The organism is Chryseobacterium rhizosphaerae (genome assembly GCF_003385455.1).
GTDB classification, from domain to species: domain Bacteria; phylum Bacteroidota; class Bacteroidia; order Flavobacteriales; family Weeksellaceae; genus Chryseobacterium; species Chryseobacterium rhizosphaerae.
Genome location: NZ_QNUF01000008.1, coordinates 170,033 through 191,547 on the forward strand (window position 1 = coordinate 170,033; position 21,515 = coordinate 191,547).

General features: G+C 36.3%; 16 protein-coding genes. 8 read left to right on the forward strand and 8 right to left on the reverse strand.

Features of this window, described 5'->3' with window-relative positions; genetic code table 11:
• Nucleotides 1-22: 22 nt before the first annotated feature.
• Nucleotides 23-523: an FKBP-type peptidyl-prolyl cis-trans isomerase gene (locus tag DRF57_RS09545; protein WP_115918179.1), complete on the reverse strand. Its 501-nt coding sequence runs from the start codon at nt 521-523 to the stop codon at nt 23-25.
• 117 nt (nt 524-640) lie between these two features.
• Complete coding sequence (locus tag DRF57_RS09550; protein ID WP_047493085.1) at nt 641-892, reverse strand: VF530 family protein; 252 nt, start codon at nt 890-892, stop codon at nt 641-643.
• A 121-nt stretch (nt 893-1,013) separates the two neighbouring features.
• Between DRF57_RS09550 and DRF57_RS23900 the strand changes: the two genes are divergently transcribed.
• The 3 genes from DRF57_RS23900 (at nt 1,014) to DRF57_RS09560 (ending at nt 5,541) form a co-directional block, all read left to right on the forward strand.
• Complete coding sequence (locus tag DRF57_RS23900; RefSeq protein ID WP_167449358.1) at nt 1,014-1,166, forward strand: hypothetical protein; 153 nt, start codon at nt 1,014-1,016, stop codon at nt 1,164-1,166.
• A gap of 130 nt (nt 1,167-1,296) precedes the next feature.
• The gene (locus DRF57_RS09555; RefSeq protein WP_115918181.1) at nt 1,297-2,502 is read left to right on the forward strand and encodes a metallophosphoesterase family protein; all 1,206 of its coding nucleotides are present in this window, start codon (nt 1,297-1,299) and stop codon (nt 2,500-2,502) included.
• Between the two features lie 3 nt (nt 2,503-2,505).
• Nucleotides 2,506-5,541 (forward strand): AAA family ATPase, encoded by a 3,036-nt coding sequence (locus DRF57_RS09560; RefSeq protein WP_115918183.1) that lies wholly within the window; start codon nt 2,506-2,508, stop codon nt 5,539-5,541.
• 87 nt (nt 5,542-5,628) lie between these two features.
• Here the strand turns inward: DRF57_RS09560 and DRF57_RS09565 are convergent, their stop codons facing one another.
• Nucleotides 5,629-6,654, reverse strand: coding sequence for an LLM class flavin-dependent oxidoreductase (locus DRF57_RS09565; protein ID WP_115918185.1), 1,026 nt, complete (start codon nt 6,652-6,654; stop codon nt 5,629-5,631).
• A gap of 152 nt (nt 6,655-6,806) precedes the next feature.
• Here DRF57_RS09565 and DRF57_RS09570 point away from each other — a divergent pair, with 152 nt between their 5' ends.
• On the forward strand, nt 6,807-7,613 hold the full coding sequence (locus DRF57_RS09570; RefSeq protein WP_115918187.1) for a hypothetical protein: 807 nt from the start codon (nt 6,807-6,809) through the stop codon (nt 7,611-7,613).
• 55 nt (nt 7,614-7,668) lie between these two features.
• Here the strand turns inward: DRF57_RS09570 and DRF57_RS09575 are convergent, their stop codons facing one another.
• Nucleotides 7,669-9,807: a S9 family peptidase gene (locus DRF57_RS09575; RefSeq protein WP_167449359.1), complete on the reverse strand. Its 2,139-nt coding sequence runs from the start codon at nt 9,805-9,807 to the stop codon at nt 7,669-7,671.
• Between the two features lie 473 nt (nt 9,808-10,280).
• Here DRF57_RS09575 and DRF57_RS09580 point away from each other — a divergent pair, with 473 nt between their 5' ends.
• Both DRF57_RS09580 and ygiD read left to right on the forward strand, forming a co-directional pair.
• A complete protein-coding gene (locus DRF57_RS09580; protein ID WP_047493066.1) occupies nt 10,281-10,793 on the forward strand; it encodes a YceI family protein in 513 nt (170 codons plus the stop codon).
• An 81-nt stretch (nt 10,794-10,874) separates the two neighbouring features.
• The gene (gene ygiD / locus DRF57_RS09585; RefSeq protein ID WP_115918189.1) at nt 10,875-11,702 is read left to right on the forward strand and encodes a 4,5-DOPA-extradiol-dioxygenase; all 828 of its coding nucleotides are present in this window, start codon (nt 10,875-10,877) and stop codon (nt 11,700-11,702) included.
• 72 nt (nt 11,703-11,774) lie between these two features.
• Here the strand turns inward: ygiD and DRF57_RS09590 are convergent, their stop codons facing one another.
• From DRF57_RS09590 to hutH, 3 genes are all read right to left on the reverse strand, one after another.
• Entirely contained in the window at nt 11,775-13,253 is a 1,479-nt protein-coding gene (locus DRF57_RS09590; protein WP_084086843.1) for a S8 family peptidase, read from the reverse strand.
• 127 nt (nt 13,254-13,380) lie between these two features.
• A complete protein-coding gene (locus DRF57_RS09595) occupies nt 13,381-13,827 on the reverse strand; it encodes a GNAT family N-acetyltransferase (protein ID WP_047493060.1) in 447 nt (148 codons plus the stop codon).
• A 70-nt stretch (nt 13,828-13,897) separates the two neighbouring features.
• Nucleotides 13,898-15,385, reverse strand: a complete 1,488-nt coding sequence (hutH, locus tag DRF57_RS09600) for a histidine ammonia-lyase (protein ID WP_047493058.1) — start codon at nt 15,383-15,385, stop codon at nt 13,898-13,900.
• 129 nt (nt 15,386-15,514) lie between these two features.
• Between hutH and DRF57_RS09605 the strand changes: the two genes are divergently transcribed.
• Together DRF57_RS09605 and uvrC are read left to right on the forward strand one after the other, a co-directional pair.
• Nucleotides 15,515-16,276, forward strand: coding sequence for a hypothetical protein (locus DRF57_RS09605; protein WP_047493055.1), 762 nt, complete (start codon nt 15,515-15,517; stop codon nt 16,274-16,276).
• A gap of 89 nt (nt 16,277-16,365) precedes the next feature.
• On the forward strand, nt 16,366-18,159 hold the full coding sequence (gene uvrC / locus DRF57_RS09610) for an excinuclease ABC subunit UvrC (RefSeq protein ID WP_047493051.1): 1,794 nt from the start codon (nt 16,366-16,368) through the stop codon (nt 18,157-18,159).
• Nucleotides 18,160-18,602: 443 nt separating this feature from the next.
• Here the strand turns inward: uvrC and DRF57_RS09615 are convergent, their stop codons facing one another.
• Nucleotides 18,603-21,458 carry a T9SS type A sorting domain-containing protein gene (locus DRF57_RS09615; RefSeq protein WP_115918191.1) on the reverse strand — a complete coding sequence of 952 codons (2,856 nt, stop codon included), beginning with the start codon at nt 21,456-21,458 and terminating at the stop codon, nt 18,603-18,605.
• Between the last annotated feature and the right edge of the window lie 57 nt (nt 21,459-21,515).

The following is a 21,515-nucleotide window of genomic DNA, read 5'->3' on the forward strand; positions in this document are numbered from 1 at the left end:
AATCGGACATTTATATTATGTTTTAGTGAGCTTCAGTTCCGTCAATTCCATGAGCATGGCCATGTGACAATTCTTCTTCTGTTGCCGGACGTGTATTTAAAATTTCCACCTGGAAATCTAAAATTTTACCTGCCATTGGGTGGTTAAGATCAGCCACTACAACTTCCGGTGTTACTTCTACTACAAATGCCTGGAAATTATTTCCCTGATTATCAGATAGAGGTAAAATAGCTCCTACAGGTGGAGTTCCTGATTCTTTAAACATCTCAATAGGTAATTGAGCAATAGCATCCGGTTGTTTTTCACCATAAGCATCTTCAGGCTGGATTGTAAAAGCAGCTTTATCACCAGCTTTCAAACCAAGGATATTTTCTTCAAATTTTGGAATCATCATTCCCACACCATACAAAAATGTAAGTGGATTTTCTGGTGCTGTTTCTTCTACAAGAATCTTACTTCCATCCTCTTCGATCGTGTGAAGTATGTAACTTACAGCTACAACATGGTTGTTTTCAATTGTCATATTTTTCCTTTTTTTCGTGTATCTTATTCACGATTAATAATACAAATATACTATTTTTGAAATGATTGCTTAGAGGAAAAGAGCTAAAAGGAGAATCTTACAGCAATATCCTGGCTTCTACTTTCCACTCTTCGTTTCGTCTCTTTTTTTCTGTCTCAGCATAAAGAGATACAAACTTTCAACTTTTGTTCTTGCCCACGGAGTCTTCCGTAAAAACTTCAGTGAAGAAGTGATACTCGGATTATCCGTAAAACATTTTATATTGATTTGTTTTCCCAATTCCTCAAAACCCTGATAGTATTCTACCAGTTCTTCAAGGATAGCATCAAGCCTTTTTCCGTGTAAAGGATCTTTTGATTTTTCTTCCATAACGCAGTAAAATTAAAATATTTTATCAGACTTACCGACTAAAATTGTTTAAACTCTTAATCTTTAGTATTTTTGATGAGGCTATTTCTTACCCATAAAAAATTATTCGTTACAAAAAGATATGAGCAAAAATAACGAAGCGAACAGGAAAAAAAATAAAAAGAAAATTGATCAGAAAAAACGTAAAATACAAAATGCTGAAGCAGAAAGGAAAGCACGTTTAAAACAAATTCATGAAGATTTTCAGGCAAAAGAAACCGATCATAATCTATAGAATCCGTTCATTACCAAACCTAATGGGGTTTAAATATTGTTCTGTATTTTAATAGTTCACATACAGATTTTAGTTCAATCAATTTGAATTATTCCATTTCATATTTCCTTTAAACAATGATAAACTTTTTATGAAAATTCTGCATACCGCCGACTGGCATTTAGGAAAACGACTGGACCGCTTTTCCCGTCTGGAAGAGCAAATTCTGGTCATGGAAGAGATTATTGGCATTGCTGATGAAGAAAACATTGATCTTGTCATTGTTGCGGGTGACCTTTTTGATAATTTTAATCCGGGAGTAGAAGCTACTGAGCTATTGTATAAAACCCTGAAACGTTTATCTCAAAATGGTAAACGTCCTGTGATTGCTATTTCCGGAAACCATGACTCTCCCAACCTCATCGATGCTCCCGATCCTTTAGCCAGAGAATGTGGAATTATTCTGATAGGCCATCCCAAAGCAGAAGTTATTCCTTTTGAAACCGAACATTTTAAAATTCTGAATTCAAGAGAAGGTTTTATCGAATTGGCTATTCAAAATATAAATTTTCCTGTAAGAGTTCTTCATACACCTTATGCCAATGAGATCCGTTTAAAAGAATATTTTGGTGAAAATAAAGAAGAAGAAATCAATAAAGTGCTTTCACAGATGTGGAAAAATCTTGCTGACGAATTTTGTGATGAGCAGGGAATTAACCTTCTGACCGCTCATTTGTATATGAATAAAAGAGGTGCTGAAATTCTGGAGGAACCAGAAGGTGAAAAGCCCATTAAAATTGGCAATGCAGATCTGATCTATTCGGATGCCATTCCTGAGCAGATTCAATATACGGCTTTAGGACATTTGCATAGTTTTCAGAATATAGGAACATCAGAAAAACCAGTTGTATACTCTTCTTCCCCTTTATGTTATAGTTTTAGTGAGGCAGGACAAACAAAATATGTTTCCATTATGGAAGCGTTTCCGGGAAAAAATATTTCTTTTGAAAAGAAGGCGCTGAAAAATGGAAGGACATTGGTAAGGAAATCTTTTACCTCTGTGGAAGATACCGTTCGGTGGCTGAATGAAAACCCGAATACTTTTATTGAACTGACTTTGGAAAGTGAAACCTTCCTAACAGCTGATGAAAGAAAGATGATCTACCAGTCTCATTCCGGTATCGTTCATCTTATTCCAAAAATCAAAAACAGTGAAATGACCGGAAAAGAGCACTATGAAATCAATTTAAATCAAGATATAGGAATATTGTTCAAAGATTATTTTAAATCCAAAAATGGAGGACAGGAAGCCAATGAAGAGCTTATGGATTTGTTTAACGAAATTTTAAATGCCTAAATTATGATTCCCATTCAACTCACACTTGAAGGTTTATACTCTTACCAGGAGCGTCAGACTATAGACTTTAAAAATCTCACTGATGCAGGGCTGTTTGGGATTTTCGGTGCTGTAGGGTCCGGTAAATCATCGGTTCTTGAAGCTATTTCATTTGCTTTATATGGTGAAACCGAGCGTCTGAATATGCGTGATAAAAGGGCTTATAATATGATGAACTTAAAGTCAAACAGTTCTTATATAGAATTTGATTTTATCAATTATGAGAATAAGCTGTTTCGTGCGACAAGAGATTTCAGGCGTAATTCTAAAAAATTTGAAGATGTAAAGCCTTATTCTGTCACTTTTTACGAGAATATTGACAACAAATGGATTCCATTAGATCATTCTAATGCAGAAACTATCATTGGTTTAAGCTACGCCAATTTTAAACGCACCATTATTATTCCGCAGGGACAGTTTAAGGAATTCCTTGAATTAGGGGCTGCGGACAGAACCAATATGATGAAGGAGATTTTTAATCTTCAAAAATTTGACCTTCAAAACAATGTTTCTTCACTCAATGTAAAAAACAGGTCTGAGCTGGACCAGCTTGAAGGTCAGCTAAAAGGTTTTGAGGAAATCAATGAAGAGAATATTCAGCTTCAAAAAGGGATTTTAACGGAAGAACAAAAAAAACTGGGTGAATCAAATGAAAAATTTGAGAAAATCTCCCATACATATCAGCAGCTAAAAAACTTAAAAACGGATTTTGAAAGTTTAAAACTGAATACGGTAAAATTCACAGAGCTCTCTGAGCAGAAACCTGAAATAGATGCTCTGGAAGTACAGACCAATTTATATGACCGTGTTTTCAGGCTTTTTAATCCATTGATCACTGAGAGCAATAAGCTTTCCAAAGAATTGGCAGCCAAACAAAACGAAAAAGAGCTGCAGCATAAAACTTTACAGGAAACCGAAAAAGCTTTTAATATTATAAAAGATCAGCTTATTGTACTGGAGCCTAAGTTTCAGGCATTGGAACAATCCCGGATACAGGAAAATGACCTTAGTCTGATCATACAGCTCTTCACCTACTCCAGAGAAATCGAAGAGCTGAATAAAAGGACCCAAAATGGAGCTGAAAAAGTAAAAGAAGCAGGCATGAGCCAGGAAAATATTCAAAAAAAGATTGATGAATTTTCCAAGCATCTTAAGGCCCTCAAGGATCAGAAACTTGATTCGGCACTGCTTTCTGAAGTGGGCAATTGGTTTATTCACCGGAAAAATTTAAAAAAATCACAGCAGGAGCAAGCTGAAAAGATTGAGAGACATCAAAAGCAGATTGGGGAAATTACGGAAGAGTTAAAACCTTTTGCCTATCATGAAAATTTTAAAGAAGATTTCAAATCCAGGAAAGAGGCATTAGAAATAAAGAAGAAGGAACTTTCTCAAAAACTGGATCATCTTAAGATCCAAAAAGAACTTTCCCGTTTTGCCAATGAACTTCATGATGGTGAAAACTGTCCTCTTTGTGGTTCTAAAGAGCATCCTCATATTGTAGAAATTCAGGATGTAAATACTGAGCTTCAGGAAATTCAGGACCGCATTACTGCTATCGATCAGGAAGTCCTGAAAAATCAAAGGATAGAAGCTGAAATTGAGAAAATCCTGGATCGTAAAAAGATTTTTGAAGAACAGCTTCTTTCCGAGCAGAAAGCATTGCTTCAGATTCAAAGGGATATTGAAGTTCATACCCAACAATTCCATTGGAAACCATTCTCTCCGGATCAGGAAGATGAATTTGAGAAAAAACGGGCCGATTCTTTTGCCTTAGAAAAAACAATTGAAGAAGCTGACAGAAATATAGCCCTGGAGCGGGAAGCTCTGGAAAAGGCAACACAACTTTTGGAGAAATATAAAGTTCTGCTAAACGATTTAAAGGACAAGGAGCTCAGCAAACAGGAACAGGTCAATGTCAGCTGTTCTCATCTTAAAATTCTTGATTGGAACCTGTATACCCACAAAAGGATGGATGAGGTTGAAGAAGCCTATCAGAAGTTAGTTGTATCCAACAAAGAAACGGAAGAAAATTATCAGAAAGCCATCCAGCAGGAAAAGATACTGATTCCAAAACTGGCTGAACAAAAAACCATTGTCAATCAGTCTGAAAAGCAAATGGCAGCACTTGAAAAGGAAATTTCTGAAAATAAAGCCAGTATTGCACATGGCTTGGCAGAGCAAAATTTCACTGAGTTTAAAGAGGTCGAAAATATTTTACTGCTGGAAATCAATATTGAGCACAACAGAAATCAAATTCAGAAATTTAAAATTGATTTTGAAACTTTAAAGAAATTTATTGAAGAGCTGGAATTAAAGCTTAAAGATCTTTCGTTTAACGATGAACAGTTCTCTCTGACTGAAAAATTGTTCAATGAGGCTCAGGCCGAGCAGAAACAGATCAGTGATTCTGTGGTAACAAAGACAGCTGAAATAGAGCGGCTGGAAAAAGAATATGTAAAGAAAGAAGAACTTCTGAAAAAACTTACAAAGCTTCAAAAACGTTCTGAAAATCTAAAAGTCATGATCAACCTGTTCAAGGGAGCCGGTTTTGTACAGTATGTCTCTTCTATTTATTTAAGACAGCTTTGTGATCATGCCAATCTGCGTTTTCATCGGATGACAAGAAATCAGCTGAGTCTGCAGCTTAATGAAAATAATGATTTTGAGATCATAGATTATCTCAACGAAGGTAGAAGCAGAAGTGTAAAAACACTTTCAGGCGGACAAGCATTCCAGGTTTCATTAAGCCTTGCATTGGCTTTAGCGGAGAGTGTTCAGGCGAACGCTCAGGCAGATAAAAATTTCTTTTTTATCGATGAAGGTTTTGGAACTCAGGATACTGAATCGGTAAATATTGTGTTTGAAACTCTTACCAACCTGATGAAAGAGAACAGGATTGTGGGAATTATATCTCACGTAGAAGAACTTAAAGAGAAGATTCCTACAGCACTCACTATTATCAAAGATGAGGAAAGAGGAAGCCTCATTGAAATTGTCTGACCCTATATTTGAGAACCACAAATCGAAGTTTCAACATAGTTAAAAGTCACAAAAGTATTTAAACACTTTTGTGACTTTATGGTTAAATTACAGGTTTTGTACCAATGGTTTTACTTCTTTCCCGAATAGTTCAATAGATTTCATTACCAGCTCATGAGCAGGATCTCCGATATCCATATGTCCGATAAACCTTGTGATTCCAAAAATCTCTTTCATATAAGCAATTTTATCGGCTACTTCGGAAGGACTGCCAATGAACAAGGCTCCTTCTTTGTTTCTTCCCCCATCGTACTGCATTTTAGTATAAGGAGCCCATCCTCTTGAGGCCCCTATCCTATCCATCTGAGATTTATAGGTGTGGAAATATTCGTCTACTACATTTTGATCATCACTCACAAAAGTATGGGAATGAACAGCAATCTGCATTTTGGATACATCATGTCCTGCTTTCTGGTATTCCTGCTTGTAAAACTCAATCAAATTTTTAAACTGGATTGGCATTCCTCCGATAATAGCTACCACCAAAGGCATTCCCAATTGAGCAGCACTCAATACGGATTGAGGAGTTCCTCCTACGGCTCTCCAGATCGAAAGTTTCCCATCATTTTTTGCCCTTGGATACACGGTCTGATTTTGCATCGGTGCCCGAAGTTTTCCTGACCAGGTAACATTTTCTTCTGAATTAATCTTTAATAACAACTCCAGTTTTTCATCAAAAAGCTCCTCATAGTCATTCAATGAATAACCATATAACGGGAATGATTCTATGAAGCTTCCACGGCCTACAAATATTTCTGCTCTTCCGTCTGAAATAAGATCTAAGGTTGAAAAATCTTCATAAACCTTTACCGGCTCTGAAGAACTTAACACAGTCACCCCGCTTGCCAATTTTATATTTTTTGTAATACTTGCTGCAGCTGCCAATACCATTTCAGGAGAAGAAACAGCATAATCCGGACGATGGTGTTCTCCCATGGCGAAGACATCGATTCCTACTTCATCCATCAATTTTACCTGTTCCAAAATTTCACGAATCTTAGTTCCTGCATCTCTATATTTTCCGGTGGACTGATCAAAAGCCAGGTCACCAAACATTCCTATTCCTAATTCCATATTGTTGATTTTATATACACAAAATTACAGGAATAAAAAGTCAAAAACATTGATGTTTGTTAAGAACGATACCCTCCATTTTTATAAAAAAACTAAATCAGGGTTCTTCATATAAACTTGCTATATTTGAGAGATAACTATAACTTAAAAATATGAAACATCTGATTTCACTATTCCTTCTTCTATTAGTCAACATATATTCATCGCAGCGTAAAACTGAAATTTATGTCATTGGGAATATCCATGACAGTGTTCCTAATTACCATCCTAAAATCCTGTTTGACATTCTTGAAAAAATAAAACCGGATATTACGCTTCATGAAGTTGACAGTAAGGGAATGAAAGAGTATGAGACTAGTAATACTTCTAAAGAGAATGAAATCACTGCAACGAATTTATATCTTAAAAAGCATCCCAACACATTAAGGTTTCCTTTTGATTTTGAAGGCAGAAATCAATACCGGAAAGATAAAGGAATGGTACCTACAGATAACCTGTCTGTAAAATTGATTGACAGTTTATATAAAGCCAAACAATTGTCATCTTCTGAAATAAAACGATATGAGGACTTTCTTACTACCACTAAAGAGTTAATGAAAATCGCTGAACTATCCCCGGAAAACTTCAACAATACAACAACGGATAAAATTTCTGAAAGAAGGCAGAATGCTCAGTATTCAGGATTAATACAAATCACAGATGAAAGACCGGAATTTGCAAACAGGTATGTTACAAAACCTAACGGTGAAAAAATAAGCTATAGAGATGGGTTTAAATTGATGTCCGGGTTCTGGGATCTTAGAAATCAAACAATGGCTAAAAATATTTACACGATAGCTGAGAAATATCCTCATAAAAAAATAGTGGTTTTAACAGGTTTTTTACATCGGTATTATATATTGAAAGAACTCAACAGACTGAATAAAGGGAGCTATGTTATCAAAGAATTTTATAATTAATATATCACATCTGCTATAAATAAAAATCCAGCCTATTTTAGGCTGGATTTTATTATTATTTTTTCAGGTACTGATCAAAATAATCTGTAATCTTCTGCATCAGGTGAACCCTGTCTTTTCCGATCACATTATGCGGATGTCCCGGATAAGTAAAATAATCCAACTGAACCCCGTTATCAACAGCAGATTTGATGAATTTTATAGAATGCTGCCATACTACGACGTCATCCTGCGCTCCGTGGATCATCAATAATTTTCCTTTAAGGTTCTGTACTTTATCTAAAAGATTAGCCGCAGCATATCCCTGTGGATTTTCCTGTGGTGTATCCATATATCTTTCTCCATACATAATTTCGTACATGCTCCAGTCGATCACCGGTCCTCCGGCAACTCCTACTTTAAAGACATCCGGCTTACGAAGCATAAAGCTCGTAGTCATAAACCCTCCAAAGCTCCAGCCATGGATTCCCATTTTTGTTCCATCCACATAGGGAAGGGATTTCAGGTAGTCTACTCCTTTCATCTGGTCATTCATTTCGGTAGTTCCCAGATTTCTGAATACAGCCTGCTCAAACTTCATTCCGCGGTTAGAAGAACCTCTACCATCCATGGTAAAGATGATATATCCATTCTGAGCCATATATTCATACCAAAGGTTTCCTGAAGCAGGGAAAGTATTTGTTATCAGCTGCAGGTGCGGACCATTGTACAGATAAACAATAGTAGGATACTTTTTATTAGGATCAAAATTTGTTGGAAGGATGATCTTTCCGTATAAAGGTGTTCCGTCATCAGCTTTCAATTCTACATTTTTAATTTCAGGTCTCTGATAATTTTTCAATGTATTTTCTGCTGTAAAAATATTCGTAGACTTTAAGTTATTGGTATTAATAATATTTCCAACTCTTGGAGAATTGGCATTACTATAGACATCATACAGATAATTTCCGTCGCTGCTCAATACACCGGCATGCATTCCTTCTGCATCATCCAGTCGCTGCATTTTGAAGTTGGTCCAATTGATCTTATACAAATGTCTTTCCAGAGGAGTTTCTTTTGTTGACGTAAAATAAATCTCTTTCTTCTTTTCATTAAACCCTAAAATATCGGTTACCAGCCAGTCTCCTTTTGTAATCTGGGCAACCAATCCTTTTTCCAAGCTATAATGGAACAGGTGATTATACCCTGTTCTCTGGCTTTGCCAGATAAAGTCTGTATTGGAATTTGGGAAGAACGTAAGCGGATGCTGTGGTTCAACATATTTGCTGTCGGTCTCTTCAAATAAAGTCTTTATCAGTTCTCCGGTAGCGGCATCATATTGATTCATTTTCATATGATTCTGTCCTCTGTTCAGAACAGCCACAAAAATGTATTTTGAATCCGGGCTCCAGGTAACAGCAGTTAAGTACTGATCTTTTTCGCCTTCAACTTTCAGAAAAGTTGTTGACTGGGTTTTAATATTAAAAACGCCTAATGTTACCTGATGAGAAGTCTGACCTGCCATCGGGTACTTAATATTGTGGTTTACGGCAGGTGTTACAGACCAATCTATGATCGGATAATCTGCCACCATAGACTGATCCATTTTATAGAAAGCTACACTTTCAGAGTTGGGAGCAGGAAAAATTCCGGTATCGATGCCGAATTCATTCCTGTGAACAGCCTGTCCGCTGATGATATTTTCGTTTGCTTCATTAGTAACCGCAATAGTTTTTCCGTTTTTACTCACAAACAGGTTATTCTTTGCTGTAAAAGCGAAAGTCTGGCCATCACCAAACATTTTTATGTTGGAGGCATCCTTATCTACAGGAGTCTGATTTTTCACTTTCCAGTCATTTCCTGATTTTTCAATCCAAAACATTTTACCGTCTTTGCTAAAATAACCATTTGAATTCCCGGAAAACTTAATCTGAGGTACAGCGTTCAGTTTGTCATTGGCAAACTGTCTGTTCAGCTGTGTTAAAGACACCAAAGTATCTTGTTTATTGGTTTTCAGATCTGTAACCAAATACCCTCCTTTCACGGATTGGATATAGGATTTCCCGTCTGCAGACCATGAAAATTGTGAAATATTTTTCACGGCAAGATTGGTTCTCATCCCATTTACAGCCTCCGCCATGGTAAACTTCTGTGTCTGGGCGAATGCAGTATTCCCCAAAACCAGCATCAATAAAGAAAATTTATATAATTTCATTGCGTAAAATTGAATCCATCAAAAATAAGAAATAAAAACCATCCGTTAAGAAATGTTAAATTAAAACATTCATAAAAAGGAATTAATGAATTAAATGAAATTATTCCTTAACTTAATACTAAGATTTGTGGAGGGTTGCTGGGGAAATGTAAAGGTGTAAAATGAATGATGGATTTTGCATATAGATAGAGACTGCTTCATCATTCTGTTCTTTGTAAAGATGATGTGAACCTTAGCCCCGATAGTAACGGTTACCCCGCAGCACGCATTGAAGACTGGGTTTTGGACGCTGGAATGTATGGGGCGAGGAGTATGAGTGGATAGCGGGAAAAAGCTCCCTTAAAAAAGAAATAATTATCAAAAGGAATCATAATTTTACATATACATTGCATTTCTTATCCTATATCAATGTTCCGTATATGCTCCCTATCCTACATTTGCATTATTAATAACAAACAAAAAATAAAAATACAATGGCAACAAAATGGAACCTAGACCCAACGCATAGTGAGATTACTTTCAAAGTAAAACATATGATGATTTCTAATGTAAAAGGAAGTTTCAGAACCTTCACTGCAGAAATTGAAGCGGAGGATGATACTTTCGCCAATGCAAAAACTACCGCTACTATTCAGACGGATTCTGTTTTTACCAATAATACAGACAGAGATAATCACTTAAAATCTGCCGAGTTCTTCAATGCTGAACAACATCCAACGATTACTTTTGATTCTCAGGCTCTGAATGATCAGGTAGTAGGAAATCTTACAATCAATGGGATTACAAAACCTGTAACTTTAGATGTAGATTTCGGAGGAATCAATGTTGATCCTTGGGGAAATACAAAAGCAGGATTCTCTTTTGAAGGAAAAATAAGCAGAAAAGATTTCGGATTAAACTGGAATGCAGCTTTAGAAGCAGGAGGAGTAATGGTAAGTGATGATGTAAAAGTAGCTGGAGAATTACAGTTTGTAAAGCAAGCATAATTTTTCAATATATTTTGTGAAAGGTTCAGGGATTTTACTAAAAACCTTGAACCTTTCATTTTTTATGATTATTCAAAATTTATGAACCTCAACGATCTACAAAACATAAGTGAAAACTTCCAAAGCACTCAGCGAATGCCTGTTCTATTTTTGGGACACGGCTCTCCTATGAATGCCATTGAAGAAAACCAGTTTGTACAGGGATTCCGAAAAGCGGCTACGGAAATTCCCAGGCCTAATGCTATCCTGTGTATTTCTGCACACTGGTATACGGAAGGAACGCTTGTCACCGCCATGGAAATGCCAAAAACCATTCATGATTTTTATGGTTTTCCGAAAGAATTATTTGACGTACAGTATCCTGCTCCCGGAAATCCGGAACTTGCTGCGGAAACTGCAGAGCTATTATTACCCTTGGAGGTTGAAGAAGACCATAACTGGGGACTGGATCATGGGGCGTGGTCAGTCATCAGACATATGTATCCTGAAGCTTATATTCCGGTCATTCAACTGAGTATTGATTATACCAAGCCTCCACAATATCATTATGATCTGGCTAAAAGGCTTCATAAACTCCGTGAAAAAGGAATTCTGATCATAGGAAGTGGAAATATTGTTCATAACCTGCGTTTAATCGACTGGAAAAATATCAATACGGTGGGTGCCGGCTGGGATTGGGCAGTGGAAGCGAGGGAAAAAACCAATAACTGGCTTCTTGACGGTAATTTCCAGCCTATTATTGATTATCAGAAACAAGGAACATTTTTAGAATATGCCGTACCTACGCCCGATCACTATCTTCCCCTTATCTATACCCTGGGGTTGAAAGACCGGTCTGAACACTTATCTTTATTTAATGACGAACTTATTGGAGGTTCACTAAGTATGACAAGTGTGAGAATTGGATAGTATTCTTGTATATAAAAATAAAACCCCCTCCACCTAAACGGCTGAGGGGGTTTATTTTTTTGAAATCTTATTTTATTGTACTGCTTTTAAAACATTAATGTTTCCATAGCCATAGCTTGAATTCACATTTGGATAATAAGTGGCAGACTGTCTCATTTTATTAAGGACCTGATCTCTAGTCCATGATGGGTTCTTAGCCCATACTAAAGCTGCAATTCCTGCTGTTGCTGCGGTAGCTACTGATGAACCGCCTACATAATCAGCCTGTCCGTTATAATAACTTAAAACCGGAACTGTATTTCCTGAAGCTCTTTCCATCTGGAAGGTAAAGTCTATCTCTCCTCCGGAGTGGCAAACATCACATTTCTGATTGGAGGTTCCTTCTTTCACTCCTGTTATAGCCTGTGTTTCCGGCATCCAGGCAGGGAAAATAACGCCTACAAAAGTGGTAAAACTAGTGGATGTACCTCCTGCACAGAAAATCAATTTCCCTTTGGAATATGCGTATTTTACACCATCCTCAATTTTTCCTACTGAAAAAATATGTCCCATAGACATAGAAATGATCTTTACACTGGCATTATTCGCCAGATCTGTAAATGCTGTTTTCACTCCGGTCTGCTCACTGGAAGTGTCCAATACTACGTTTGCGGCAGCCCGGTAAGCAATCAAATTGGCATTATAGGCAACTCCTACAGGCAGTCCTGCATTATTTCTCGGCGCTGCCATTACGGAAGCCATTTTTGTTCCGTGTCCACACTGATCTGCAGAACCATCTGAATTATAAACACCCAACTTATTGATTGTTCTCCCTGAGGAAGATCCGTTATTAAAGCTGTTTCCAAGGAAGGCCTGCTCTGGTGAAACACCTGTATCTACCAAACCGATGGTAACGCCCGCTCCGGTACTGTAGCCCCATGCATCAGGAATATTATGCTTGGTAAAAGCCCAGGGAATTTTCGCACCCGGCGTAGTGGAAGTGTAGTCATCAGCATTCAAAGTAGTAGACGAAAAGCCACATCCTGAGCCTCCCCCTGAGGATCTTGAAGCTAGATTGAATTTATTTTCATTTTCGAAATAGTGGTAATCTCCCGGTTCAAGATATCGGATAGTCTTCATCTGACGAAGTGCTTTAATGGTTTCTTCTTTTTCGATGACCACATCGATCTGGTTGAGATATTTGTCTGAGGCAAGGAAGAAAGTTCTTTCATCTTTTCCTTCATATTTTTTAATCATCGACAAAATCTCGGTTTCCATTGCCTGGTTATTTGAAGATTTGCTTCTGTCAAAATCTTCTTTAGATTCTCCAAATCCAATGGATACCATTTTATTTCCCTGAAAGATGGCACTCCATAAAAAATGATCAGATTGATTGGCCCAGTTGAAAGAACCTTTTGTTTTAAGGGATTGATTAATTCCTTCATTAATTTGTTTGGCAGTCAGGGGATCTTTCTGACTCATTTCAATGTTGGAATTTTCGTTTTGAAGATCTTCGGTATTACAAGAGCTTAAAGCAAAAAATATTGCTACTAAGAATACACTTTTTTTCATATGTTATAATTTTGGTTGGGACCAATATAACACTTTATTGTGAATTACCTATTTTTCCAAGGTGAATTCTATATTATCCGAATATTAATAACGCTTTAAGAATAAAATTCACAACATTCAATGAAATCTATAATATTTTTTCAAAACAGACACTATTATCTATTCCAATGTACTGTCCATAGTTCGGAATGCGATAGAAGCCACTTTTTTCGTACACAGAAATAGCATTCTTTAAGTCTACGGAAGTTTCTAAAACGGCTTTTTCAAATCCCGATTCTTTCGCCCAATTTTCCAATTCTCTAAGTATGCCAGAAGCTAAGCCTCTTTTTCTGAAAGTTGGGTTCGTATACATTCTTTTGATTTCGACTGTATTATCTGAAAGTTCTTTAAATGCTCCGCATGCTGCCGGAAGTTCGTCAATATAGGCAACAGTACAGTTTTTAAGTTTATCAATTGTATTAAACTGTTCAAAAAAAGCATTATCATCCCCATTATGCACCGCAAGGTCTGTATCGAGAAGTTGTACTAAATTTTGAAAATCCGGATGGGTAGAATCAAGTCTTTTTATAGTCATATATATTTAATTAAAAAAATAGGATAAAACAAAAAAGCTCCCTTTCGGAAGCTTTCTTAGTGGGTATATTTTATTTTACGATAAATTTTCGCTCATTAATCAGTGATGCAATAGCCAGCATATCCTGACCTATTAATCTGTCTTCTTCAAGTTTGGTAACTTTAGAGCGCAGAACAGCAAAATTCTCTTCAATAATCTTAGAACATTTGGCAGGTCTTCTGAACTCCAGTCCCTGTGCTGCAAACATCAGCTCAACGGCTAAAATATTGACCAGATTTCCCAGGACCTGATTGAATTTTCTACCTGAAATACTTCCCATAGAAACATGATCCTCCTGTCCTAAACTTGTAGGAATAGAATCTGCAGATGCAGGGAAACACAGTGTTTTGTTTTCTGTAACTAAGGCTGCTGAGGTATACTGAGGAATCATAAATCCTGAATTCAATCCTGAGCTTTCTGTTAATAATCTTGGAAGTCCATATTTCCCTTCTAATAATAAGTAGCTTCTTCTGTCTGAGATATTTCCTAATTCTGCAGCCGCTAAGGTAGCGTAATCTAAAGGTAAAGCCATCAGCTGTCCGTGGAAGTTACCTCCGGAAATAGATTCTTCAGCACTTAATACAATCGGATTATCGGTAACAGAGTTTAATTCTGTTTCAGCCATGCTTCTAAGATGTTCAAAAGCATTTCTGCTTGCCCCGTGAACCTGTGGCACACATCTCATAGAATAAGGATCCTGTACTCTTTCACAATCTTCATGTGCTATCATGTTTTCTGATCCTTTTAAGAACTTAAGCATTCTTGCCGCTACTTTCTTACTTCCTTCAAAAGGTCTGATATCATGAAGTTCTTTTTTGAAAGGGCTTGCAGAACCTCTATATGCTTCAATACTCATTGCTGCCGTGATATCCGCAAGGTCTAATAAGTATTCAAATTTTTCCAATCCTTTGATGGCATGGGCCAGAATAAACTGAGTTCCGTTAATTAACCCAAGACCTTCTTTTGGTCCTAAAGTTAAAGGCTCAAGGTTGTGTTTTTCCAAAACATCCATTGTATTGGTAACCTGATCTCCTTCCCAAACCTGTCCTAAACCAAGTAAAGGCAGTACCAGATGTGCCAAAGGAGCCAGATCTCCTGATGCACCTACAGATCCTTGCTCCGGTACAACCGGAATAATATCTTTTTCCAACATCAGGATCAGTCTCTCAATTACATCAAGAGAAACTCCGGAAAATCCTTTTGATAAAGCATGCACTTTAGCAATTATCATGATCTTTGAAAATTCTTTATCAATGGGCTTTCCTACACCTACAGCGTGGGAAATAATTAAGTTATACTGCAACTGGGCTGTTTCGTCAGCTGATATTTTGGTATCGCACAGTGGTCCGAAGCCTGTATTGATTCCATATACACATCTATCGGATTCTACTATTTGCTGTACGTTTTTCTGAGATTTTAATATTTGTTCTTTTGCCGCTTTATTCAGTTTGGCTTTATTGGGTTTTTTACAGATTTCCAGAACATCATGGAAAGTTAAAACATCTACTCCGTATATCATTTCTAAAAAATTTTCTTAAAATTACACATTTAACAATAATTGGAGAAACTAAATTTCAATGTTCTATCTTTTTCTAAAAATAAGTTAATTTATTTATTATTTTTACCGCCGAATAAAAAACAATAATACATGAGACTTACATCTTTACTGCTTGCTTTATGCCTTGCAGGCACCACTACTTTCGCCCAGAAAGTAAAATACTCTAAAGAGGATATCAAAAAAATGGAAACATACCTTTTTAATGAAGGTTTCAATACTCCATCTCCGAAAAAAACATCCACCATTATTTTAAAAGACGGAACTACCTATAAAGGGTTTTGCAACAAAATTGAAACAAAAAAGGGACAGATTTATGAAGTAGCCATTAAAGACAGCGTTACAAAAAAGAATGCTAATTTTAATGCGGAACAAATCAGCGAAATGTATGTTTACCCAAGTAATGCGGAAAAAATTGCAAAAGTGGCCAAGTACATGGGGAATATCAGAAACTTTGGTACAAAGAAATTAACAAAGAATACCAATAACGACAGGATCTATTTTGTAAACCAAACCGTGTCATTAAAGAACAAAAAAGATGATAAAGAATTCCTAATGCAGGTTATCAACCCAGGTTTCGATGATATTATTTCTGTATATCATGATCCTAGAGCTAAAGAAACAACAGGCTTTTCTGTAATGGGTTCTCCACAACTTGGTGGAGGGGTTATCAAATCTTATTATGTAAAAAAGGGAGACAAAATTATGTGGCTTCATAAAGATGATTTTGAAGACAACTATGATTTCCTTTTTGGTGACAATGCAGAATTCATGAAAAAATATCCTAAAAACTCTGTAGAATGGGATTATTTCAGCTTTCTTGTCAATGCTTACACCGATATGAACAACGGATAAAAACATTTCATTTATAGAATTAATACCTGCTGAGCAATTCCGCAGGTATTCTTTTTTTTAAATATGGAAAGATTCCTTAATTTTGTTATATGAATCCTTCTTTAGAATTACAGCTCAAAACTTTACCTTCGGAACCCGGTGTTTATCGTTATTATGATAAAAACGAACAGTTATTGTATGTAGGTAAAGCCAAAAACTTAAAAAAGAGGGTTCTCTCCTACTTCAACAAAAATCTTTCAGGATACAGGATCAAAATAATGGTAGGGAAAATCCAGCGTCTGGAAACTACTATTGTAAACAGTGAGTATGACGCCCTTTTGTTGGAAAACAATCTGATTAAGGAACATCAGCCATTTTACAATGTCATGTTGAAAGATGACAAAACTTATCCCTGGATCTGTATTAAAAATGAAGATTTCCCCAGAATTTTTCTCACCAGAAATGTAATTAAAGATGGTTCAGAATATTATGGTCCCTATGCAAAAGTGCGTCCAGCCAAAATTTTATTAGACACCATCAAACATATCTATAAACTGAGAACCTGTAATCTGAATCTTTCTCCGAATAAAATAGCTGACGGAAAATACAAAGTCTGTCTTGAATACCATATCAAAAACTGTGAAGGACCTTGTGAAGATCTTGAAAGCAAAGAGGATTATGATGAAAAGATAGATGCTATCCGCGGAATGATCAAGGGAGAATTCCGGAAAGCTAAAGAGTATCTGGTCAATCAGATGATGAAACTCGCCTCTAATCTACAGTTTGAAGAAGCTCAGATTATCAAAGAAAGGCTGGATATATTAGAAGATTATCAGGCTAAAAATACGGTTGTCAATCCTAATATCGACGATGTGGATGTTTTTGGAATGGTGAGTGATGAAACCGCTGCGTATGTCAATTTTTTTAAAATAAGAAACGGAAATATTATTCAGAGTTTCACTACAGAGATTAAAAAGATCCTTGAGGAAACGGATGAAGATATTATGGAAGAAGCTCTGATTGAGATCAGGCAGAAATTCAGTTCCAATTCAAAAGAGGTATTACTGCCTTTCCATTTGTCTGTAGAAATCCCTAATGTAAAACTTATTGTTCCTAAAGTAGGGGACAAAAAAAGAATTGTAGAGCTATCCGAAAAGAACGCTAAGGAATACCGTCTTGAAAAATTAAAACAGGTTCAGATTGTGGATCCGGAAAGGCACACCAACAGGATTATGGCTGAAATGCAAAAACTGCTCAGAATGCCTGTAGAGCCAAGACATATTGAAGGTTTTGACAACTCAAATATCCAGGGAACAAATCCGGTTTCCGCCTGTGTTGTTTTTAAAGATGGCAGACCAAGCAAAGCAGATTACAGAATTTTTCATCCTAAGACAGTAGAAGGGCCCAATGACTTTGCTACCATGGAAGAAGTAATCTATCGCCGTTATAAAAGAATGGTAGATGAAGGAGAAAGTCTGCCTCAATTAATTTTGATAGATGGAGGAAAAGGCCAATTATCTTCTGCTGTGAAAAGTCTGAAATTACTGGGTCTTTACGGTAAAATAACTATTGTGGGGATTGCAAAAAGACTGGAAGAGATTTTCTTTCCTGAAGATCCTATTCCGCTTTATCTTGACAAAAAATCTGAAACATTAAAAATTCTTCAGAGAGTTCGTGATGAAGCCCACCGTTTTGGGGTTAAACACCATAGAACAAGAAGAAGTAACTCTACTATAAAATCTGAATTGGAGGAAATTCCCGGAGTGGGAGAAAAAACAATCGAATTGTTGCTGTCAAAGCTTAAATCTGTTAAAAGGATTAAAGAATCCAATCTGGAAACATTAGAAGAAATTCTGGGCAAAAGTAAAGCTAAGGTAATCTGGGAGTTTTTTAATTCAAATTAAAACGCTTTTACATCTCCTATTTTACTGTCACACCTGTTCAATTTTGTAGTCATTTGATTTTTATTTTTTTGAAAATACTATCAAAATTCCAATCATAAAAGGCCGTTTTAAATTTTCTAAAATGGCCTTTAGTATGTCTATGTATTAATTAGCCTATAGATTAAGCTATTGTCCCACAAAAAGACAAACTACAATAAATCTTTAACGATCACTCAAAAACAATATATATAAATATTAATTAATAAAATATTACAAATAAATTAACATTATTTATAATATTTTTCGTAAATTAGTACAAGTTTCAAAGCCCAGGTAAGGTAAAAAACTATCTGAGATAAATAATACCAGAAGCTCGGTTGACAAAACATCTGTACTCCAATTGAGAAAACACATCATCATATATAAATATAAAAGGCTCTTTTTAAGAGCCTTTTATAATGAAGTTATTTTTTCAAGATCTTACCCAGATAATCTCCTTTAGCCGTTTTAATTCTAAGGAAATAAATTCCCGAAGAAAGTTCGGCAACATCAATTTTATCATTGGGATAGGTTATGTTCTTAACCAGCTTCCCGGCTGCATCGAAAATCTTAACCGTTTCAATCTTATCATTTTCTTTGGAATGGATTGAAAAATAATATGAAACCGGATTAGGGTAAATCTTAATATCCAAATTAGCATTCTTCCCTTCCTGTTTTATAGATTCGTTAGTCGCCATATAAACAGGTAAAGTATCCGTGATAGCGTAAAATTCACTTCCATGTTCTTTTGTGAAAATGGTCAGGAACAGCTCTTCTCCGTCCGTTGCCATTTTCTGAATATTTTCATTAGCCAGCAGCTGATTATCATCATTCGTAACAAAAACATCCATTGGTACTGTATCTGAAGCACTACCATTAGTCTTCCATACTTTTTGGGAATCCCCATTCAGGAAGTAAAGATAGTTATTGGTACAAACCATATCCTTTATGCCAGAAAATCCGGATTTCACCATATAGGTGCCCGTAGCAGTACCATCAGTCTTCCATAGTTCTTTATCATAGTTATTGGTAAAAAACAACTGATTTCCACATTTCTGAAACTTCACATTGGGTGAAAAATTTCCTGACACAATTTTTTCTGTGCCCGCAACTGTTCCATCAGAAGAATGCAGGCCTGAAGAGAATCCTGTAGTCACATAAAATAATTTATCATTGAGTATTCCTGTTTCTCTGTAAATAGTTCCTGAACCGGTTGGTTCTACATAGGATTTTAACAGTACAGATGAAGACTGGTCACCATCCGAAGACCAAAGTTCAGTATGTTCATTATTTGCATTATTCTCCTGAGCCAGGGTAAAGAATAATTTATTATTGACAGCGCTCAAGACTTTTATATCCCCATCCGTCCCGTTCTGATATGTAAACTGAATGGTTTTATTGGTATTAGGATTCGTACCGTCAGACTTCCAGATTCCCAGTTTTCCGTTCTGTCTTGCTATAAAATATGCGTATCCGTTCAGGACAGCAGTTTTAGTATCCACATCATATAAACTTCCCATATTGTCCACCGATATGTCTTTTACTAAATCCATTGTATTTGAGCTGTTTTTAATTCTCCAAAGCTCAGTTCCTGTAGAGTTACTATAGGCAGAGAAGAGCAGCATATTATCATTCAGGCTGGTATAGACAATTCTATTTGTAATTGGTTCCAACATAATGATTACGTTTGAGCCTGCAGCCGTTCCATCTGTCCTGTAAAAGCCACCTTTTGTATAAAGATAGTTTCCAACTTTAGTGAAATTATCATCAAAAGTGGTTGGTATTCCCCCTGGTAAAGTTCCACCGGTATTAAAGAAAGATAATCTTTCAACCTGTTGGGTGCTTTTATTTCTTTTATATAGCTGATTGCTAAATTCCCGGTCTTTAGCGATAAAGATCAGATTATTGTTCAGTACATCAAAAGAATGCGGATCAGAACCTTCTATCCTGTTAATATCAGTAGCTATTGAAATAACTTTCGTGGCTGGATCCAGAGAAAAGACTTCACCACCGTTTCTTTGGTTTGTACCAGCCAGATAAACTTTAGAATTAAGATCTATAAAACTATTGTCCACCGGTAAAGCTAATCCTGTAATTTCAAATGGCTGAACAGAACCTCCATTGGTAATCCAATATCTTAGCCCTGAATTTACAGTGTTCAATATTAAATGTATCCCATCTGAACTCTTTCCAAATAATTTCATTTCCGGAGGTGTACCAAATAATGCTGTTCCAGCCAGAGTACCATCAGTCTCCCAGATATAATTCCCATAATTCGGGGTTATTCCGTTAGAGTTACTTTCAAAATAGATTTTATTGTTGAAACTTATAAATTTAGGCATTGCCAGGGAACTTGTTACCCCTGGAATAATATCTTTTAACAGCTTGGTTCCTGCAGCCGTTCCATCTGACACCCACGGTTCAATTCCACTTCCCACAGGGTCCAAGCCTTTAAATACAAAATAATTATCTGTAGCTGCCCCATCCAATTCCGGAACCTTTACAGGCGTTACAGACACCGTACCGGCAGTAGTTCCATCACTTTCATAAAGTTCATATCCAGCCGCCCCATTGGCCACAAAATAGAATTTATTATTTAATTCAATAATTTTAAAATCGTTAGAAATACTTGATCCCGAACTTGAGGCGATATCTTTCAGCAAAGTGGTACCGCCCAGTGTACCATCGGACTTCCAGATCTCTTTTCCGTATACTCCGTCATTAGCTGCCAGAAACAATTGATTGTGAAAAGAATATAATTTCACATTTCCGGAATAGGTAAATGTCTTTAATGACTGAAGAGCGTCAGCAAGTGTATCATAGGCCCATAGCTCATTATTTTGATAGAAGAAAATTTTGTTTCCCACTACCACAAGCTCATCAATGACAAAATTTGAGCTAAGGTCTTTTAATTTTGTTGTCCCTATACTTGTTCCGTCTGTTACCCAAAGCTGATAATAGGATGAGTTTTGCTGGGCGAGAAAATAGACTTTATTATTTAATTTTACAGAGGCGGGAGATCCTGAAATACCAGCGCTGGGCCCCGGATAAATGTCTTTCAGTAAACTAGACTTTTGAGTAGTGGAATTAAAGCACCAAAGCTCTCTTCCTTCATCAGCGGATCTGGTTGCCGGGAAAATGATCAGATCATTAAGTTTAATAAATGATTTTGGATCACTTGAAGCTCCAAAATTAATCTCATGCAGCTTTGTATTCAATACAGTCTGTGCATTTAAAAATATTGACAGTAAAGTCAATATAGGAATGTAAAGTTTTTTCATGGTTTTAAAATTAATCCTTAATTCAAACACAGTGAATTAAGGATTAAGTATTAGTTT